Source organism: Bacillus sp. SH7-1 (assembly GCF_008042405.1).
Taxonomy (GTDB): Bacteria; Bacillota; Bacilli; order Bacillales; family Bacillaceae_G; genus Bacillus_A; species Bacillus_A thuringiensis_N.
Genome location: NZ_QNUD01000009.1, coordinates 403,510 through 418,550, shown reverse-complemented (window position 1 = coordinate 418,550; position 15,041 = coordinate 403,510). Strand labels below are relative to the sequence as shown.

The window sequence follows — 15,041 nt, the reverse complement described above, 5'->3', positions numbered from 1 at the left end:
TTTTTGATTTAAAAATAATTGACAGTAATTTAGATTTAATGTTAACTATATTTATAAACAAGTTAACATTAGGGGTGACAATTGTGACTTTTAGTAAGAGTACGACTGACAAACCATCTTATACATATGAAGAGTTATCGAAAAAAAGTAAAGCCTATGTATGGCACCCATTTACACAAATGAAGGATTATTTAGAAGAAGATCCTGTCATTATTGAACGTGGAGAAGGGCGAAAGCTATACGATGTAAATGGAAATGAATATTGGGACGGTGTTTCGTCTATTTGGTTAAATGTTCATGGGCATCAAGTGCCGGAACTAGATGAGGCAATTCGTGAGCAATTAAATAAAATTGCCCATTCTACTATGTTAGGACTCGCTAACGTTCCATCTATTTTATTAGCAGAAAAAATAATCGAAGTTGTACCAGAAGGTTTGAAGAAAGTATTCTATTCCGACTCCGGTTCTAGCGCTGTTGAAATTGCAATTAAGATGGCATTTCAATATTGGCAGCATAAAGGAAAACCGAAGAAACAAAGATTTGTAACATTAAAAGAAGCGTATCACGGTGATACAATTGGAGCTGTTTCAGTAGGAGCAATAGACTTGTTTCACCAAGTGTATAGTTCACTTTTATTTGAGGCAATTAAAATGCCTTATCCATATACATATCGTTCTCCTTATGGAAATAATAAGGAGGAAATTGTGAAAAAACATTTAGAAGAAATGGAAGAGCTGCTGAAAGATAAACATGAAGAAATTGCAGCGATTATTGTAGAACCTTTAATGCAAGGTGCTGGCGGTATGATTACAATGCCAAAAGGATACTTAAGAGGACTACGTAATTTATGTACAAAATATAACGTTTTATTTATTACAGATGAGGTAGCGACTGGGTTTGGGCGTACCGGGAAAATGTTTGCATGTGAACATGAAAATGTAACGCCGGATATTTTAACAGCCGGAAAAGGTTTAACAGGTGGATATTTACCAGTTGCAATTACCGTAACGACAGATGAAATTTATAATGCCTTTTTAGGAGACTATGAAGAACAAAAAACATTTTTCCATGGTCATAGTTATACAGGGAATCCGTTAGGGTGTGCGGTAGCAATTGCGAATCTAGAACTATACGAAAAAACAAATTTAATAGAAGAAGTGGCACGTAAAACAGAATATGTGGCGACGCAATTAGAAGAGCTCTTTGCATTTAAACATGTAGGGGATATTCGTCAGTGTGGGTTAATGGTTGGAATTGAACTTGTGAAGAATAAGGAAACGAAAGAAGCGTTTGAATGGACAGAGAGAGTCGGTGTTCAAGTATGTAAACGCTCAAGAGAGTTGGGCATGATTTTGCGGCCGCTTGGCAACACGATTGTATTTATGCCTCCGCTTGCTTCTACAATTGATGAGATTGATGATATGTTACGTATTTTATATAAAGCAATCTCGGATGTTACGGGGGGAGAAGGATGAGCGGTTTTTTCATAACAGCAACGGATACTGAAGTGGGGAAAACTGTAGTTGCAGGTGCATTAGCAGGTGTATTTAGAGAATTAGGATATAACGTAGGGGTATATAAACCGTTGCAAAGTGGACATGTTGCATCGAATCCAGAGGGAGATGCAGCAAGGTTAAAAGTATTATCAGGTGTATCGACAAAAGAAGATGAAATTTGCCCTTATTCTATTGAAGAACCACTTGCTCCGAGACTTGCCATGAAAAGAGCTGGAAGGACAGTAACGTTAAAAGACATTATTCACCACTATAATGAACGATTGAAAGAGTTTAATAGCCTACTTGTAGAAGGTGCAGGTGGATTAGCTGTTCCATATACAGAAGACGCTTTAGTAATTGATTTCGCAAAAGAATTACAGCTCCCTCTTATTGTAGTAGCGCGTCCTACATTAGGAACAGTAAATCATACAGTTTTAACGATTGATTATGCAAAGGCACATGGCTTAACAGTAGCAGGTGTCATTTTATCTGGCTGCAAAGAATGCGAAATGGAAAGGGTACAAGAAAATAAAGTAATGATTGAAGAGCTAAGTGGGGTACCGGTTTTAGGCTTATTACCATTCTTTGAAGGTGAGTTTACAAAAGAAGAAGTCTTGGAAGCTGCTAAAGAATATATAATGATTTCAAAGTTAGAGGAGTTCATCCGAAATGAATCAAATGTGGCGCACACATCTTCAATCTAAATTACAACAATTACATGAGCAAGGGCAGTATCGCAATTTGCATGTAACAGAGCAAGCAGAAGAGACATGGCTTATTCGAGATGAGAAAAAGATGCTAAATTTAGCGTCAAATAATTATTTAGGGTTAGCTGGAGATGTGAGGTTAAAAGAAGCTGCTATTGCGTGTACAAAAGAATATGGAACTGGTTCGACTGCCTCTCGTCTCGTTGTAGGAAATTATCCATTGTATGAAGAGGTGGAGAGAAGTATATGCAACTGGAAAGATACTGAAAGAGCATTAATCGTAAATAGTGGGTATACAGCGAATGTAGGGGTAATATCTTCTTTAGCCTGTCGTCACGATATTGTATTTAGTGATAAATTAAATCACGCAAGCATTGTTGATGGAATTATATTAAGCGGGGCAGAACATAAAAGGTATCGGCATAATGATTTGGAGCATTTAGAGAAGTTGTTGAAAACAGCATCTCCTGAAAAGCGGAAATTAATTGTAACTGATACTGTTTTTAGTATGGATGGTGATACTGCGTATTTGAGGGAGTTAGTGCAGCTAAAAGAGAAATACGGGGCAATCATTATAGTTGATGAAGCGCATGCGAGTGGAATATATGGAATCGGCGGAGCTGGATTATCTCATATAGAAAAAGATCTTGCTCAAAAAATTGATATACATATGGGGACGTTTAGCAAGGCTTTAGGGTGTTATGGTGCGTATTTGACAGGTGATGCAATTTATATAGAGTATTTACAAAATATGATGAGAAGCTTTATTTTTACTACTGCTTTACCACCAGGGACTTTAGGAGCGGTACAAAAAGCAATTGAAATTGTGAAAGAAGATAATGAAAGAAGAGAGAGACTTATAGAGAATGGAGCTTATTTCAGAAACCATTTACGAGAAGCTGGTTTTGATATTGGGAATAGCTCAACTCATATTGTACCGATTGTGGTCGGTTCAAATGAAACAGCTTTACGGTTTAGTAAAGGGTTACAAGAGGCAGGTATTGCAGCTATTGCAATTCGTCCGCCAACTGTACCAGTCAATAGTTCTCGAATTCGCTTTGCAGTTACATCACAACATACAATAGCTGATTTGAAATGGGCTATTCAGCATATTATACGCATTGGTAAAGAAGAGAGGTTTTTAGTATGAAAGAGCTAAAGATTATTTTTATTTCTGGGTGGGGAATGGAAGAAGGTGTTTGGACTTTAGTTCTGCCGTATTTTAAAGGATATTCTGTTCAATGTATCAATTGGCGTAACGTGAAAGAACAAAGTGAATTTGCGGGGCGAATAATAGATGTAGCAAAGGATGAAAATGTAATTTTAGTTGGATGGTCATTAGGAGCGTTAGCGGCAGTTCAAGCTCATAAAAAGATTAAGGCAAAAGGTATTGTACTAATTGGTGGTACTGCCAAATTTACAAATACGAGCGACTATACGAGTGGATGGAATGCTTTGCATGTGGAACGGCTGAAAAAGAATTTGGCGAGAAAGAAAGAAGATACGCTCAAGCGGTTTTATGAAAATATGTTTACGAAAGATGAGCTAAAAGAGAATAAAAACTTTGAAGACATTGTAGACCGTTTTAAAGGTGATTCTATTCAGTCTTTACAATTAGGTTTGGATTATTTAATAGAAACAGATATGAGAGAAGAACTGAAAGAAGTGAAAGTACCTATACTACTTATTCATGGGGAGAAGGATGTAATATGTCCATTGTCTGCAGCGCGTAGTATGGCTGAAAATGAGACTGCCATGCTCAAGGTAGTAAGTGAGGCTGGACACGCATTATGCGTGACGAATTTCGAATATTGCGGAAATGAGATAATTCAATTTGTAGAGGGGATACGACATGATCAACAAAACGTTACTACAAAAACGGTTTAACGTGGCAGCTGTATCCTACGATCAATATGCAAATGTACAAAAAAAGATGGCACACTCATTACTTTCTATATTGAATCGGCGATATAGTGCAAATTCATCGATACGTATTTTAGAACTTGGATGCGGGACAGGATATGTTACAGCGCAATTATCAAACTTATTTCCGAAAGCGCATATTACAGCTGTTGATTTTGCTGAAAGTATGATCGCAATTGCGAAAACTAGACAAAATGTGAAAAATGTAACGTTTTACTGTGAGGATATCGAAAGGTTACGACTAGAAGAAACATATGATGTCATTATTTCAAATGCCACATTTCAATGGCTAAATGATTTAAAACAAGTGATAAGAAATTTATTTGATCATCTGTCTATAGATGGGATAGTACTCTTTTCAACGTTTGGACATGAAACATTTCAAGAATTGCATGCTTCGTTCCGGCGGGCGAAAGAAGAAAAAAATATACAAAACGAAACATCGATTGGGCAACGTTTTTATTCGAAAAATCAGTTACGACATATATGTGAAATAGAAACAGGGGATGTGCATGTTTCTGAAACATGTTACATAGAGAGTTTTACAGAAGTTAGGGAGTTTCTGCATTCTATTCGAAAAGTAGGAGCGACTAATAGTAATGAAGAACCATATTGCCAAAGTCCCTCACTCTTTCGCGCAATGCTTCGCATATACGAAAGAGACTTCACGGGAAATGACGGGATAATGGCAACGTATCATGCTTTATTTGTGCATATAACAAAAGAGGGGAAGAGATGAAATGAAACAAGTACAAACAAAAAGGGATTGGAACAAACTTGCATACGACGTAGTAGAAGAGAAAATGATTACGAAAGAAGATGCAATAGCGATATTAGAAGCTGACGATACAGAGATTTTAGAAATTATGAATGCGGCTTATATTATTCGCCATCATCACTTTGGTAAGAAAGTAAAATTGAATATGATTATTAATACGAAGTCTGGATTATGTCCTGAAGATTGCGGATATTGTTCTCAGTCTATTATTTCAGAGGCACCGATTGATAAATATGCATGGCTAACGCAGGAAAAGATTGTAGAAGGAGCACACGAAGCGATTCGCCGTAAAGCGGGTACATATTGTATTGTAGCATCTGGTCGTCGCCCAACAGATAAAGAGGTGAATCACGTAATTGGAGCAGTTAAGGAGATTCGTGAAACGACAGATTTAAAGATTTGTTGTTGTTTAGGTTTCTTAAATGAAGATCAAGCAGGACGTTTAGCAGAAGCTGGTGTACATCGTTATAACCACAATTTAAATACACATGCAAATAATTACGAAAGTATTTGCTCCACTCATACGTATGACGACCGTGTTGATACGGTTCAAAAGGCGAAACAAGCGGGTATTTCACCATGCTCTGGGGCGATTTTTGGAATGGGGGAGACAATAGAAGAGCGTGCTGAAATTGCATTTGAATTACAACGTATAGATGCAGATTCAATTCCATGTAATTTCCTTGTTGCTGTAAAGGGTACGCCGCTTGAAGGGCAAAAGGAGTTAACACCAGTAGAATGTTTAAAAGTGCTGGCGATGATGCGCTTTGTAAACCCAACGAAAGAAATTCGTATTTCAGGAGGACGTGAAATCAATTTACGTTCTGTACAGCCAATCGGTTTATTTGCAGCAAACTCTATTTTTGTTGGAGATTACTTAACAACGGCTGGACAAGAACCGACTGCAGATTGGGGTATGATTGAAGATTTAGGATTTGAGATTGAAAAATGTGCGTTATAAGATAGAGGAAAAAGCAAACTTGTAAAAGAGTTTGCTTTTTTTGTAAATAAAATGTAATAAAAAGCTGTTAACACTTGATATGAACGGATTTTGAGCGAAAAAAAGAATTTTGGTGGACGAATTTTCCAAGCGCCAATTGTACATAGTAAATATGTAATTTATATTGGGTTGGAGGATTTTACATGCACAAATATATATTAGCGATTATGACTTGTCTCATTTTACTAAAAGCAATAAGTGCTGATCCAGTTAAGGCCGCTGAAAATCCTGAACAAAAAGAGATGCAACAACGAATTGAACAACATTTTCGAACGAAAGCTGAACATTTTGGATTGAAAACAGAAGGGAAAGATTTAAAGGAAGTACGAAAAGAAATTACTATTATAGAAGAAGCGAAGAAAAGAGAGAATGTATGGAGAACAGCACAAACTCTTCATATACAAACAGAAGGAAAAACAATGAATGAATTAATAAAAGATGTACGGAAAAAAGTAAAGAAATAAAAAAGAGGCCGCAGCCTCTTTTTTTATGCCCATTGTTTTGATAAGTGAGCCATTTCAATCGCAGCAACGGCGGATTCGTAGCCTTTATTACCAGCTTTCGTGCCCGCGCGTTCGATCGCTTGCTCAATCGTTTCTGTCGTCAATACACCGAAAATAACTGGGATGTCGGTTTGTAGTGATAAAGATGCAACACCTTTTGCTACTTCATTACAAACATAATCGTAATGTGTTGTAGCACCGCGAATTACAGTACCTAACGTAATAACAGCATCATACTTCCCGCTATTCGCCATCTTTTTAGCGATTAAAGGAATTTCAAATGCGCCAGGAACCCAAGCAACATCAATATCCGTTTCTTCTACACCGTGACGCTTTAATCCGTCTAAAGCGCCGCCAAGTAACTTACTTGTAATAAATTCATTAAAACGTCCAACAACAACCCCAACTTTTAATCCTGTACCAACTAAATGACCTTCGAATACCATAATAAATCTCTCCTTTAATTATAAGTTTAATAAATGTCCTAATTTGTTTACTTTCGTTTGTAAATACGCTTTATTCTCTTCTTTTGCTGGCATTTGCAACGGTACACGCTCCGTAACTTTTAAATCGTAACCTTGTAAGCCAGCAATTTTTCTTGGATTATTCGTTAATAATCGTAAATGTTGTAAACCTAAATCTTTTAATATTTGAGCGCCAATACCGTAATCACGCAAATCAGCTGGGAAGCCAAGCTTTTCATTTGCTTCTACAGTATCGAAGCCTTCTTCCTGTAACTTATAAGCGCGAAGCTTATTAAGAAGCCCAATGCCTCGTCCTTCTTGTCTCATATAAAGAAGAACGCCTTTTCCTTCACGCTCAATTTGAGCAAGTGCAGCATGGAGTTGTGGTCCGCAATCACAGCGGCACGAGCCAAATACATCTCCTGTTAAGCACTCTGAATGAACGCGTACAAGTACAGGCTCACCTGTTGAAATATCACCTTTTACGAGTGCGATATGTTCTTTCGTATCTAATGAGTTAGAATAGCCAATTGCATGGAAAGTACCGAAATCTGTAGGTAATGTAATTTCCACTTCTCTCGTCACAAGTGTTTCATGGTGGCGGCGATAAGCAATTAAATCTTCTATTGTAATCATTTTTATATCAAATTGTTTTGCGCACTGTAGTAAATCAGGTACGCGTGCCATCGTACCGTCTTCATTAATAATTTCGCAAATGACGCCAGCTGGTTCTGCTCCGCAAAGCTGTGCTAAATCGACAGCAGCCTCTGTATGACCTGCACGGCGCAGGACACCGCCTTCTTTCGCGATTAATGGAAAGATATGTCCAGGACGATTGAAATCAGTACCTTTTGATGCAGGGTTTAACAATTCTTGTATCGTAGTTGCACGTTCGTGAGCGCTAATCCCTGTTGTGGTAGAAACATGGTCAATGCTCACTGTAAATGCAGTATGATGCGAATCTGTATTATGAGATACCATTGGTTCTAGTTGTAGGCGTTCTGCGTATTCTTCCGTAATCGGTACACAAACGAGACCGCGTCCATGTGTAATCATAAAATTAATCGTTTCTGGCGTAATATACTCTGCTAAAGCGATAAAATCGCCTTCGTTTTCACGGTTTTCATCATCACATACGATAACGACTTTTCCTTGTTTTAAATCTTCTAGAGCTTCTTCAATACGATGAAACATAATGCTTCCCCCTTATAGAAATCCGTTTTCTTGTAAAAAGCTTTCGGTCATTGAACCTTTTCGTTTTACAGGCTTAGTAATAAAGCGTTCGATATATTTACCAATCATGTCACACTCAATGTTTACGATGTCACCGGCATTCTTTTCTCCGATAACAGATTCGCTTACTGTGTGCGGGATGAGTGAGATTGTAATGGAAGATTCGTCTATATCAAATATTGTCAAACTCGTTCCATCAACAGCAATGGATCCTTTATGCAAACAATAGCGTAGCAGTTCATCCGAAATAGCTATTTTGTAATAGATGGCATTATAGTGTTGTTTTTTGTTTAATATCGTCCCGATGCCATCAATATGTCCTGAAACGAAATGTCCACCGAATCGTCCGTTTGCAGCCATAGCTCGCTCTAGATTTACTTTAGAGTGTGATTTGAGCAGGCGAAGTGATGTTGATTTCATCGTTTCGGGCATTGCATCAACTGTAAATGAAGTAGGTGTAAAGCTCGTTACAGTTAAGCAAATACCGTTAACCGCTATACTATCGCCTAAATGAACATCTGATAAAATTTCATTTGCATGTATCGTTAACTTCATTGCCTCCCCGCTTTGTTGCATATTTGTTATCGTTCCTAATTCTTCTACAATTCCTGTAAACATTTCGTCACCTCGTTTCGGGCATTCGCAACGATTTTTATATCATCGCCAATTTGTTTCATCTCTTGAATTTTTAAGGAAAGCGCATCTTGTAATTTTGAAAAACCATTTCCGCCAAATAAAGTAGGGGCATCTTTCCCGCCAATTAACTTTGGACTTATATAAGTTACAATTTCATTGAAATTATTTGTTTGTAAGAAACTTGCATGAACCGTTTGACCACCCTCAACGAAAAGAGATAGGATTTGTTTTTCGCCGAGTAGGTCTAAAACATCTTGAATTTCAATTTGTTTCGTTTTCATTTGGAATATAGCTATATTTTTAGATTCAAAAGAAGCTATTTTCTCTTTATTTACACCCTGACCAACCATAATCCATGTCGGTGCTAAACAATCTGTTATGACATGAGAAGATGGTGGCGTTTTTAAATGAGTATCTAAAATAACGCGTATAGGATTTTTACCCCCATTAGGAATTCTTGTTGTTAAATGCGGATTATCAGCTATAACTGTATTCACTCCAACAAGAATTGCATCGTGTGTATGGCGATATTGATGAACATCAGCTCGTGCTTCTTCACCTGTAATCCATTTACTGTCACCAGTTACAGTTGCTATTTTTCCATCTAAGCTCATCGCTGTTTTTATTGTTACAAATGGGCGTTTCGTTTTCATGTAGTGAAAAAAGTAGCGATTTAATAAAACTGCTTCTGCTTCAAGGACACCGGTAGTTACTTCGATTCCAGCTTCTTCTAATCTCCTTTTTCCATTACCAGAAACGAGAGGATTGCAATCAAGAGTAGCAATTACAACCCGTTTGACTCCTTTTTTGATGAGCAAATCACAGCAAGGTGGTGTTTTTCCAAAATGGCTACATGGTTCAAGTGTGACATAGACTGTAGCTCCTTTTGCTTTTTCACCAGCCATATGAAGAGCATGAACTTCTGCGTGTTCTTTACCAGCACGTAAATGAGCTCCCATACCGACGATGTTTCCACCTTTTACAACAACAGCACCAACCATAGGATTTGGACTTGTTTGTCCTGATGTTCCTACTGCTAACTGCAGGGCAATCCTCATATATTCTTGATCTGTCATTTTCTTCACCTCTCCTAAAAAAATCAAAAAACCCCAAGGATTTTAATATCCTTGGGGTTTGGGAGACGTGATTTCTAGAAATATAGTCCGAATACGAAAGCATAGGAAAGAAACCTAACGATAATCCATATTTCTGCATAAGGAAAAAACCTAGCAAAATATCGGATTTTTTAAACGCTAGTTGTCTCTTTTTATTTCAGTATAAAAAATGAGTATAGAAAACAAAACATATATAAAGAATCAAAATGAATCTTTAAAAATATGCATACTGAAATAAAAGTGTATTCACTATATAAAAAACTAGAAACATATCCTTCTCCCATCCAGACTATACTGTCGGCCCTAGAGTTTCACTAGATCCACCGTTTTCGAGTTGAAAACGGGTCACGGACTTAGAAGCGCTCGCTTCATCACCGCCGGTTGGGAATTTCACCCGACCCCGAAGGATGCTGTTTGGTCAAATTATAGCACAAAAAAAATAAAAGGCTAGTAAAAAGTATTCGAATGTGAAGAATTGTGTGAAAATATATGTAGGCTGGAATGGAGACAAAAGTATTAGAAATATTGTAAGGAGAAGGGATATAGCGGAGTCGATAAAAAGAAAAAACATGCACAAAAAAATGTGCATGTCACATGTGAAATTATTCTGCCTCTGGTGCTCTAACAACAGACTCGAACTTACCTTTATGCGAAGCATCACAATAAGGCATATTTTTTGATAAACCACAGCGGCATAAAGAAAATGCCGGTTTTGCTGGGAATACATTCCCTTGTGAGTCGACTAATTCCACGTCCCCTGTAACGCGAAAAGAGCCATTGTCATTTACTTTAATTTGTACTTTTGCCAACACTATCCCTCCTTCCCAAACGCTTAATTCCATCATATAATCAAGGGAAGTACTTGACAATATAAAGTGAAACTTTAATTAGTGGGGGGGCATCTCACTGATTATTAGTTGAACCAATCGGGCTTTTAGGGGCAGTTACTATCCCACCTAACTTCTTTGATTCAGCCGAGTTTTGAGGTAGGATTTTTACTGCCCGCAAATAGCGGGGCAAAAAGAGCACTTTGTTCGAAAGAGAAGAGAGTGTTATAATGTTTTTTATAACTGACTAGAGTAAGGTGACGAAAGATGGATAAACAATTACGTACATTACGAAATATTGCAGATGAGCGCACGTGGGCATCATTTTTGAATGATAATCATCCATATAGTTTGTTACATTGGTCCATTGCAGGTGTAGGACAAGAATCGAAGGATGTTTGGTTACTTCAAGATGAAGTAACATTTCAAACGACAGAATTTCCAACGTTAGATGATGCAATGCAATGGATTTCTGAAAATATGGAACAAGTTACAGACGTTTTAGCGCAATAAAAAAACAGGCTTATGCAAGCCTGTTTTTTGTTTCTTTCACATATGTGTTTAAAAATTGATCGACGGCTGCTTCATACTCTTCTTTATTTTCGTTATAAGAGCAAGCATGTGCACCGTGTTCTGCAATATAAAGTTGCTTATTATTTTCTTTTGCTTCATATAGCGCTTTTGTCATATCAGCTAAAATATAATCGTCATCTTTACTATGAATAAAGAGAACGGGATTGTTAATGTTTTTTATACAGTCGATTGGTGAAACTTCACGAATTGTATAACCGTCACGAACTTTTAAAAATGCGTTTGCTAAAGGTAATAAAGGCCATTTTGGTAAATGGAATTCCACTTTTAAACGGTGCTGTAATTGCCCGTAAAAATCAGAGAAAGGACAATCCGCAATATAAAAATCAGCACCATCTTCTACAAGTCCTGCGTATTGAAGAAGTGTTGCAGCTCCCATAGATTCACCATGAATACCAAGGATTATATTTGTGCCAAAACGACTTTTTAGCCAATCAACTACAGATTTTAAATCATGTTTTTCATAGTATCCATAGCTTGTTGTTTTTCCGCCAGTTTTACCATGACGACGATGATCATAAATAACGACATTATATCCTTTGTTTAAAAATAACTGTGCATATTTTACAGAGTTCATTTTATTTACAGTTACGCCGTGACAAAAAACCATAAACTTATTGGAATGACCAGCAGGAATGTAATATCCGTGAAGATCATATCCAAATTGCGAAGGGATATGAATTTCTTCTTTATGAAGAGCATCAAAATCCTCTAAACGAAAATGTTTTTTCGTTTCTCTTTCGAGTACTTCTTCCTCTGTTTTTTTCTTTAAGTACATCACTTTATTTGTAAAGAAAATCCCAAGGGCAGTTATCGCACCTAGTATAGTAAACAATGCTGCAAAAAAACGTTTCATACTTTACCTCATCCTCCAAATACCGTTACATGTGATACACTTACATTGTATCACAATGATAGAAAAGGGGAGAAATAGGAAATGCTGCATATACAAAAAATTACGCCAGCGATGAGAGAAACAATCCGAATGTTCATGTGTGAGAACTGGGGAAGTTCATTGATGGTTTCGCGTGGGAAGAGGCATCAGTTAGAAGGGTTGCCAGGGTTTATTGCGCTATCAGATGACAGAATAATCGGAATTATAACGTATGAAGTGACAGGAAATATGTGCGAAATTGTATCGTTAGATAGCTTTGAAGAAAGAAAAGGAATAGGGACGAAGCTTGTGGATTGTGTATTGCAAGTTGCAGAAGAAGAGCGGTGCAGGCAGGTTTGGCTTATTACAACAAATGATAATATGAATGCGTTACGTTTTTACCAAAAACGTAATTTTGTGATGACTCATTTATATGTGAACGCAGTGGATGAAGCACGAAAGATAAAGAAAGAAATTCCGCGTATTGGGTACGATAATATCCAAATTTTACATGAAATTCAATTAGAGTATCGTTTAACGAAATGATGTAACAATTTTCAGAAATATAAGTTATTAATCTTGACGAATATTAGAATATAGGTTACCGTAAAATTGTAATCTATTACCATATTAAGGGGTGACGATGTGGCAACTATACGTGATGTTGCAAAATTGGCAGGTGTTTCAGTCGCAACCGTTTCACGAGTTATTAATGAAAAAGGATACGTTCATGAGGACACAGTAAAACAAGTAAAGGAAGCAATTGAAGAATTACGTTATAGGCCAAATGTTACAGCGAAGCCATTGTTTAAACAAGATTCAACGATAATTGCATTACTTGTAGATAATTTATATGACCCATCAAACATCACTTTGCTACATTGTATTGAGGAAATAGCATATAAAGAAGGATATCAAATCATTGTTTGTAATATAGAGAATAAAGAGAGATACATACGTATGTTGGAGGGAAATAACGTTGCAGGTGTTATTTTGACAAAATCCGTTTTTAAAAGTATAGGAGAAATTCCACTTCCGTTCGTTGTGATTGATGAAAAAAACTCCCATGCAAATTATTATGAAAGTGGACAAAGAGCGGTTTCTTTATTAAAAGAGAAAGGCTGTCACTTTCTTGCTTATTTCAGTGAGGGAGAAGATAGTGAAGAAATGGAAGAGCACATATCAGGATTTTTAGATGCTGTTTGGGAGGAAGGAATCTCTTATCGAGAAGAATGTGTACAAGGGTATACGAATAAACAGTTTATTACATTATTGCAAAACAATCCGTATATAGATGGAATTGTAACTTCAAGTGATAAGACTACTTTTGAGTTAATTCGAGCAGCGAAAAATTTAAATATCCGTATACCGGATAAATTGAAAATTATTGGACTGAACGGGAGTGTAGACAGTGAATGGATAGGCCCGTCACTCATGAAAATTGAAAGTTATGTCGAGGAAAATGGGAAAATAGCTTTGCAACAATTAAAAGGAAAAATAAAAAAGTAAAAGGTGCGTATAAAACGCACCTTTTATAATGTAATTGCGGCAATAAAGCCAAATATAAGTAACGGTATATTATAATGCAGAAAAGTTGGTACACATGTATCCCATATATGATGGTGTTGACCATCAGCATTTAAACCGGATGTTGGTCCAAGTGTACTATCTGATGCTGGAGATCCTGCATCGCCTAGCGCTCCGGCTGTACCGATAATTGCAATTGTAGCCATTGGACTAAACCCAAGCTGAATGCAAAGAGGTACAAAAATTGTTGTTAAAATAGGGATGGTTGAAAAGGATGAACCAATTCCCATCGTAACGAGAAGTCCAATAACGAGCATAAGAAATGCAGCGAGTGGTTTGTTATTTCCAATTATATGTGCACTCGTTTGCACAAGGGATTCAACATGTCCTGTTTTTCGAAGGACAGCACCGAATCCAGCAGCAGAAATCATAACAAATCCGATAAAGGACATCATACGCATTCCGCTTGTTAAAATTGCATCTGCTTCTTTAAGAGGTAGACTACCACTAACTGATAAAACGATAATCCCCGCTAGAGCACCGAAAATCATTGATTCTGTTGCTAATTGAACAGTCAATGTAGCTAAGATAGATACTAGTCCGAAAATAATGCTTCGTTTTGTATAGGGAACGATTTCATTTTCGGTAGTATGAATTTGTTCTGTTTCATACGTACGAGGTTTTCGGTACGTAATAAATACCGCGACACATAATCCAATAATCATACCGATTGATGGAATAGTCATCGCTTTTGGAATAAGCGTAACGTCAAATGTAAGACCACTTTGCGCGGCATTTGTTTGTAATACGTCATGATAAATTTTTCCGAATCCTGCAGGAATCCACATGTAAGGAGTAATTAATCCGAATGTAATAATACATGTAACAAGTCTTCGATCTACTTTCAGCTCATTTAATACTTTTAAAAGTGCTGGAATTAAGATGGGGATGAAAGCGATATGAACAGGGATAACATTTTGTGAGAAACAAGCCATCGTTAAGATAATGAATAAAATAAGTATTTTTGAATAAACTTGTTTTTTCGTGTCTTGTTCATTGCCAATCCATTTTAATGCAGTTTGAATCATGGCATCTGGAAGTCCTGTTTTGGAAAGAGAAATAGCGAAACCGCCAAGCATTGCATAACTTAAAGCGATTGGAGCGCTGTTTCCAAGACCAGTTGTAAAAGTGTTAATAGTTTCTGAAATACCGAGTCCGCCGATAATTCCGCCTGTTAAAGCTCCAACAATGATGGCGACAATGACCTGGACACGTAACAAACTAAGCAATAGCATAACTGCTACTGCGACGAGTACAGCATTCATAATAAATGTAATCTCCCTAAATTTTTATTCTGTTAAGGCAAG

General features: G+C 37.0%; 17 protein-coding genes and 1 riboswitch. Of the genes, 10 read left to right on the top strand and 7 right to left on the bottom strand.

Annotated elements, in window-relative coordinates:
- Nucleotides 1-38: 38 nt before the first annotated feature.
- The 7 genes from bioA (at nt 39) to DN390_RS11150 (ending at nt 6,368) form a co-directional block, all read left to right on the top strand.
- Complete coding sequence (gene bioA / locus DN390_RS11180) at nt 39-1,475, top strand: adenosylmethionine--8-amino-7-oxononanoate transaminase (RefSeq protein ID WP_141439195.1); 1,437 nt, start codon at nt 39-41, stop codon at nt 1,473-1,475.
- Nucleotides 1,472-2,200, top strand: a complete 729-nt coding sequence (bioD, locus tag DN390_RS11175) for an ATP-dependent dethiobiotin synthetase BioD (protein ID WP_147807349.1) — start codon at nt 1,472-1,474, stop codon at nt 2,198-2,200. Before bioA ends, bioD begins: the two co-directional genes overlap by 4 nt.
- Complete coding sequence (gene bioF / locus DN390_RS11170) at nt 2,166-3,353, top strand: 8-amino-7-oxononanoate synthase (RefSeq protein WP_147807348.1); 1,188 nt, start codon at nt 2,166-2,168, stop codon at nt 3,351-3,353. Before bioD ends, bioF begins: the two co-directional genes overlap by 35 nt.
- Entirely contained in the window at nt 3,350-4,090 is a 741-nt protein-coding gene (locus tag DN390_RS11165) for an alpha/beta fold hydrolase (RefSeq protein WP_098289018.1), read from the top strand. The genes bioF and DN390_RS11165 overlap by 4 nt, the downstream gene beginning before the upstream one ends.
- On the top strand, nt 4,056-4,865 hold the full coding sequence (gene bioC / locus DN390_RS11160) for a malonyl-ACP O-methyltransferase BioC (protein WP_147807347.1): 810 nt from the start codon (nt 4,056-4,058) through the stop codon (nt 4,863-4,865). Before DN390_RS11165 ends, bioC begins: the two co-directional genes overlap by 35 nt.
- A 1-nt stretch (nt 4,866) precedes the next feature.
- Nucleotides 4,867-5,865, top strand: coding sequence for a biotin synthase (gene bioB, locus DN390_RS11155; RefSeq protein ID WP_147807346.1), 999 nt, complete (start codon nt 4,867-4,869; stop codon nt 5,863-5,865).
- A gap of 182 nt (nt 5,866-6,047) precedes the next feature.
- Complete coding sequence (locus DN390_RS11150) at nt 6,048-6,368, top strand: hypothetical protein (protein WP_097950637.1); 321 nt, start codon at nt 6,048-6,050, stop codon at nt 6,366-6,368.
- Nucleotides 6,369-6,391: 23 nt separating this feature from the next.
- On the opposite strand, the gene ribH is transcribed toward DN390_RS11150, so the two are convergent.
- The 5 genes from ribH to DN390_RS11125 form a co-directional block, all read right to left on the bottom strand.
- Nucleotides 6,392-6,853 (bottom strand): 6,7-dimethyl-8-ribityllumazine synthase, encoded by a 462-nt coding sequence (gene ribH, locus DN390_RS11145; RefSeq protein WP_000230900.1) that lies wholly within the window; start codon nt 6,851-6,853, stop codon nt 6,392-6,394.
- An 18-nt stretch (nt 6,854-6,871) separates the two neighbouring features.
- On the bottom strand, nt 6,872-8,065 hold the full coding sequence (gene ribBA, locus DN390_RS11140; protein ID WP_060632180.1) for a bifunctional 3,4-dihydroxy-2-butanone 4-phosphate synthase/GTP cyclohydrolase II: 1,194 nt from the start codon (nt 8,063-8,065) through the stop codon (nt 6,872-6,874).
- Nucleotides 8,066-8,077: 12 nt separating this feature from the next.
- Nucleotides 8,078-8,722 (bottom strand): riboflavin synthase subunit alpha, encoded by a 645-nt coding sequence (gene ribE / locus DN390_RS11135; protein WP_097950639.1) that lies wholly within the window; start codon nt 8,720-8,722, stop codon nt 8,078-8,080.
- Nucleotides 8,704-9,816 (bottom strand): bifunctional diaminohydroxyphosphoribosylaminopyrimidine deaminase/5-amino-6-(5-phosphoribosylamino)uracil reductase RibD, encoded by a 1,113-nt coding sequence (ribD, locus tag DN390_RS11130; protein ID WP_147807345.1) that lies wholly within the window; start codon nt 9,814-9,816, stop codon nt 8,704-8,706. The genes ribE and ribD overlap by 19 nt, the downstream gene beginning before the upstream one ends.
- A 307-nt stretch (nt 9,817-10,123) precedes the next feature.
- A riboswitch (FMN riboswitch) is annotated at nt 10,124-10,267 on the bottom strand.
- 190 nt (nt 10,268-10,457) lie between these two features.
- Nucleotides 10,458-10,664, bottom strand: a complete 207-nt coding sequence (locus DN390_RS11125; protein ID WP_001151582.1) for a CDGSH iron-sulfur domain-containing protein — start codon at nt 10,662-10,664, stop codon at nt 10,458-10,460.
- Nucleotides 10,665-10,949: 285 nt separating this feature from the next.
- Here DN390_RS11125 and DN390_RS11115 point away from each other — a divergent pair, with 285 nt between their 5' ends.
- Entirely contained in the window at nt 10,950-11,195 is a 246-nt protein-coding gene (locus tag DN390_RS11115) for a DUF2552 family protein (RefSeq protein WP_060632177.1), read from the top strand.
- Nucleotides 11,196-11,205: 10 nt separating this feature from the next.
- Here the strand turns inward: DN390_RS11115 and DN390_RS11110 are convergent, their stop codons facing one another.
- Nucleotides 11,206-12,129, bottom strand: a complete 924-nt coding sequence (locus DN390_RS11110) for an alpha/beta hydrolase (protein WP_147807344.1) — start codon at nt 12,127-12,129, stop codon at nt 11,206-11,208.
- A gap of 81 nt (nt 12,130-12,210) precedes the next feature.
- On the opposite strand from DN390_RS11110, the gene DN390_RS11105 reads away from it, so the two are divergent.
- Both DN390_RS11105 and DN390_RS11100 read left to right on the top strand, forming a co-directional pair.
- Nucleotides 12,211-12,693 carry a GNAT family N-acetyltransferase gene (locus tag DN390_RS11105; protein WP_147807343.1) on the top strand — a complete coding sequence of 161 codons (483 nt, stop codon included), beginning with the start codon at nt 12,211-12,213 and terminating at the stop codon, nt 12,691-12,693.
- Between the two features lie 99 nt (nt 12,694-12,792).
- Nucleotides 12,793-13,656, top strand: coding sequence for a LacI family DNA-binding transcriptional regulator (locus tag DN390_RS11100; protein WP_147807342.1), 864 nt, complete (start codon nt 12,793-12,795; stop codon nt 13,654-13,656).
- Nucleotides 13,657-13,679: 23 nt separating this feature from the next.
- On the opposite strand, the gene DN390_RS11095 is transcribed toward DN390_RS11100, so the two are convergent.
- A complete protein-coding gene (locus DN390_RS11095; protein ID WP_097950642.1) occupies nt 13,680-14,999 on the bottom strand; it encodes a Na+/H+ antiporter family protein in 1,320 nt (439 codons plus the stop codon).
- Between the last annotated feature and the right edge of the window lie 42 nt (nt 15,000-15,041).

Bases quoted from the DNA above. Each gene is read 5' to 3' on its own strand.
- bioA (WP_141439195.1), top strand. From the start codon at position 39: ATGTTAACTATATTTATAAACAAGTTAACATTAGGGGTGACAATTGTG.
- bioD (WP_147807349.1), top strand. From the start codon at position 1,472: ATGAGCGGTTTTTTCATAACAGCAACGGATACTGAAGTGGGGAAAACT.
- bioF (WP_147807348.1), top strand. From the start codon at position 2,166: ATGAATCAAATGTGGCGCACACATCTTCAATCTAAATTACAACAATTA.
- DN390_RS11165 (WP_098289018.1), top strand. From the start codon at position 3,350: ATGAAAGAGCTAAAGATTATTTTTATTTCTGGGTGGGGAATGGAAGAA.
- bioC (WP_147807347.1), top strand. From the start codon at position 4,056: ATGATCAACAAAACGTTACTACAAAAACGGTTTAACGTGGCAGCTGTA.
- bioB (WP_147807346.1), top strand. From the start codon at position 4,867: ATGAAACAAGTACAAACAAAAAGGGATTGGAACAAACTTGCATACGAC.
- DN390_RS11150 (WP_097950637.1), top strand. From the start codon at position 6,048: ATGCACAAATATATATTAGCGATTATGACTTGTCTCATTTTACTAAAA.
- ribH (WP_000230900.1), bottom strand. From the start codon at position 6,853: ATGGTATTCGAAGGTCATTTAGTTGGTACAGGATTAAAAGTTGGGGTT.
- ribBA (WP_060632180.1), bottom strand. From the start codon at position 8,065: ATGTTTCATCGTATTGAAGAAGCTCTAGAAGATTTAAAACAAGGAAAA.
- ribE (WP_097950639.1), bottom strand. From the start codon at position 8,722: ATGTTTACAGGAATTGTAGAAGAATTAGGAACGATAACAAATATGCAA.
- ribD (WP_147807345.1), bottom strand. From the start codon at position 9,816: ATGACAGATCAAGAATATATGAGGATTGCCCTGCAGTTAGCAGTAGGA.
- DN390_RS11115 (WP_060632177.1), top strand. From the start codon at position 10,950: ATGGATAAACAATTACGTACATTACGAAATATTGCAGATGAGCGCACG.
- DN390_RS11110 (WP_147807344.1), bottom strand. From the start codon at position 12,129: ATGAAACGTTTTTTTGCAGCATTGTTTACTATACTAGGTGCGATAACT.
- DN390_RS11105 (WP_147807343.1), top strand. From the start codon at position 12,211: ATGCTGCATATACAAAAAATTACGCCAGCGATGAGAGAAACAATCCGA.
- DN390_RS11095 (WP_097950642.1), bottom strand. From the start codon at position 14,999: ATGAATGCTGTACTCGTCGCAGTAGCAGTTATGCTATTGCTTAGTTTG.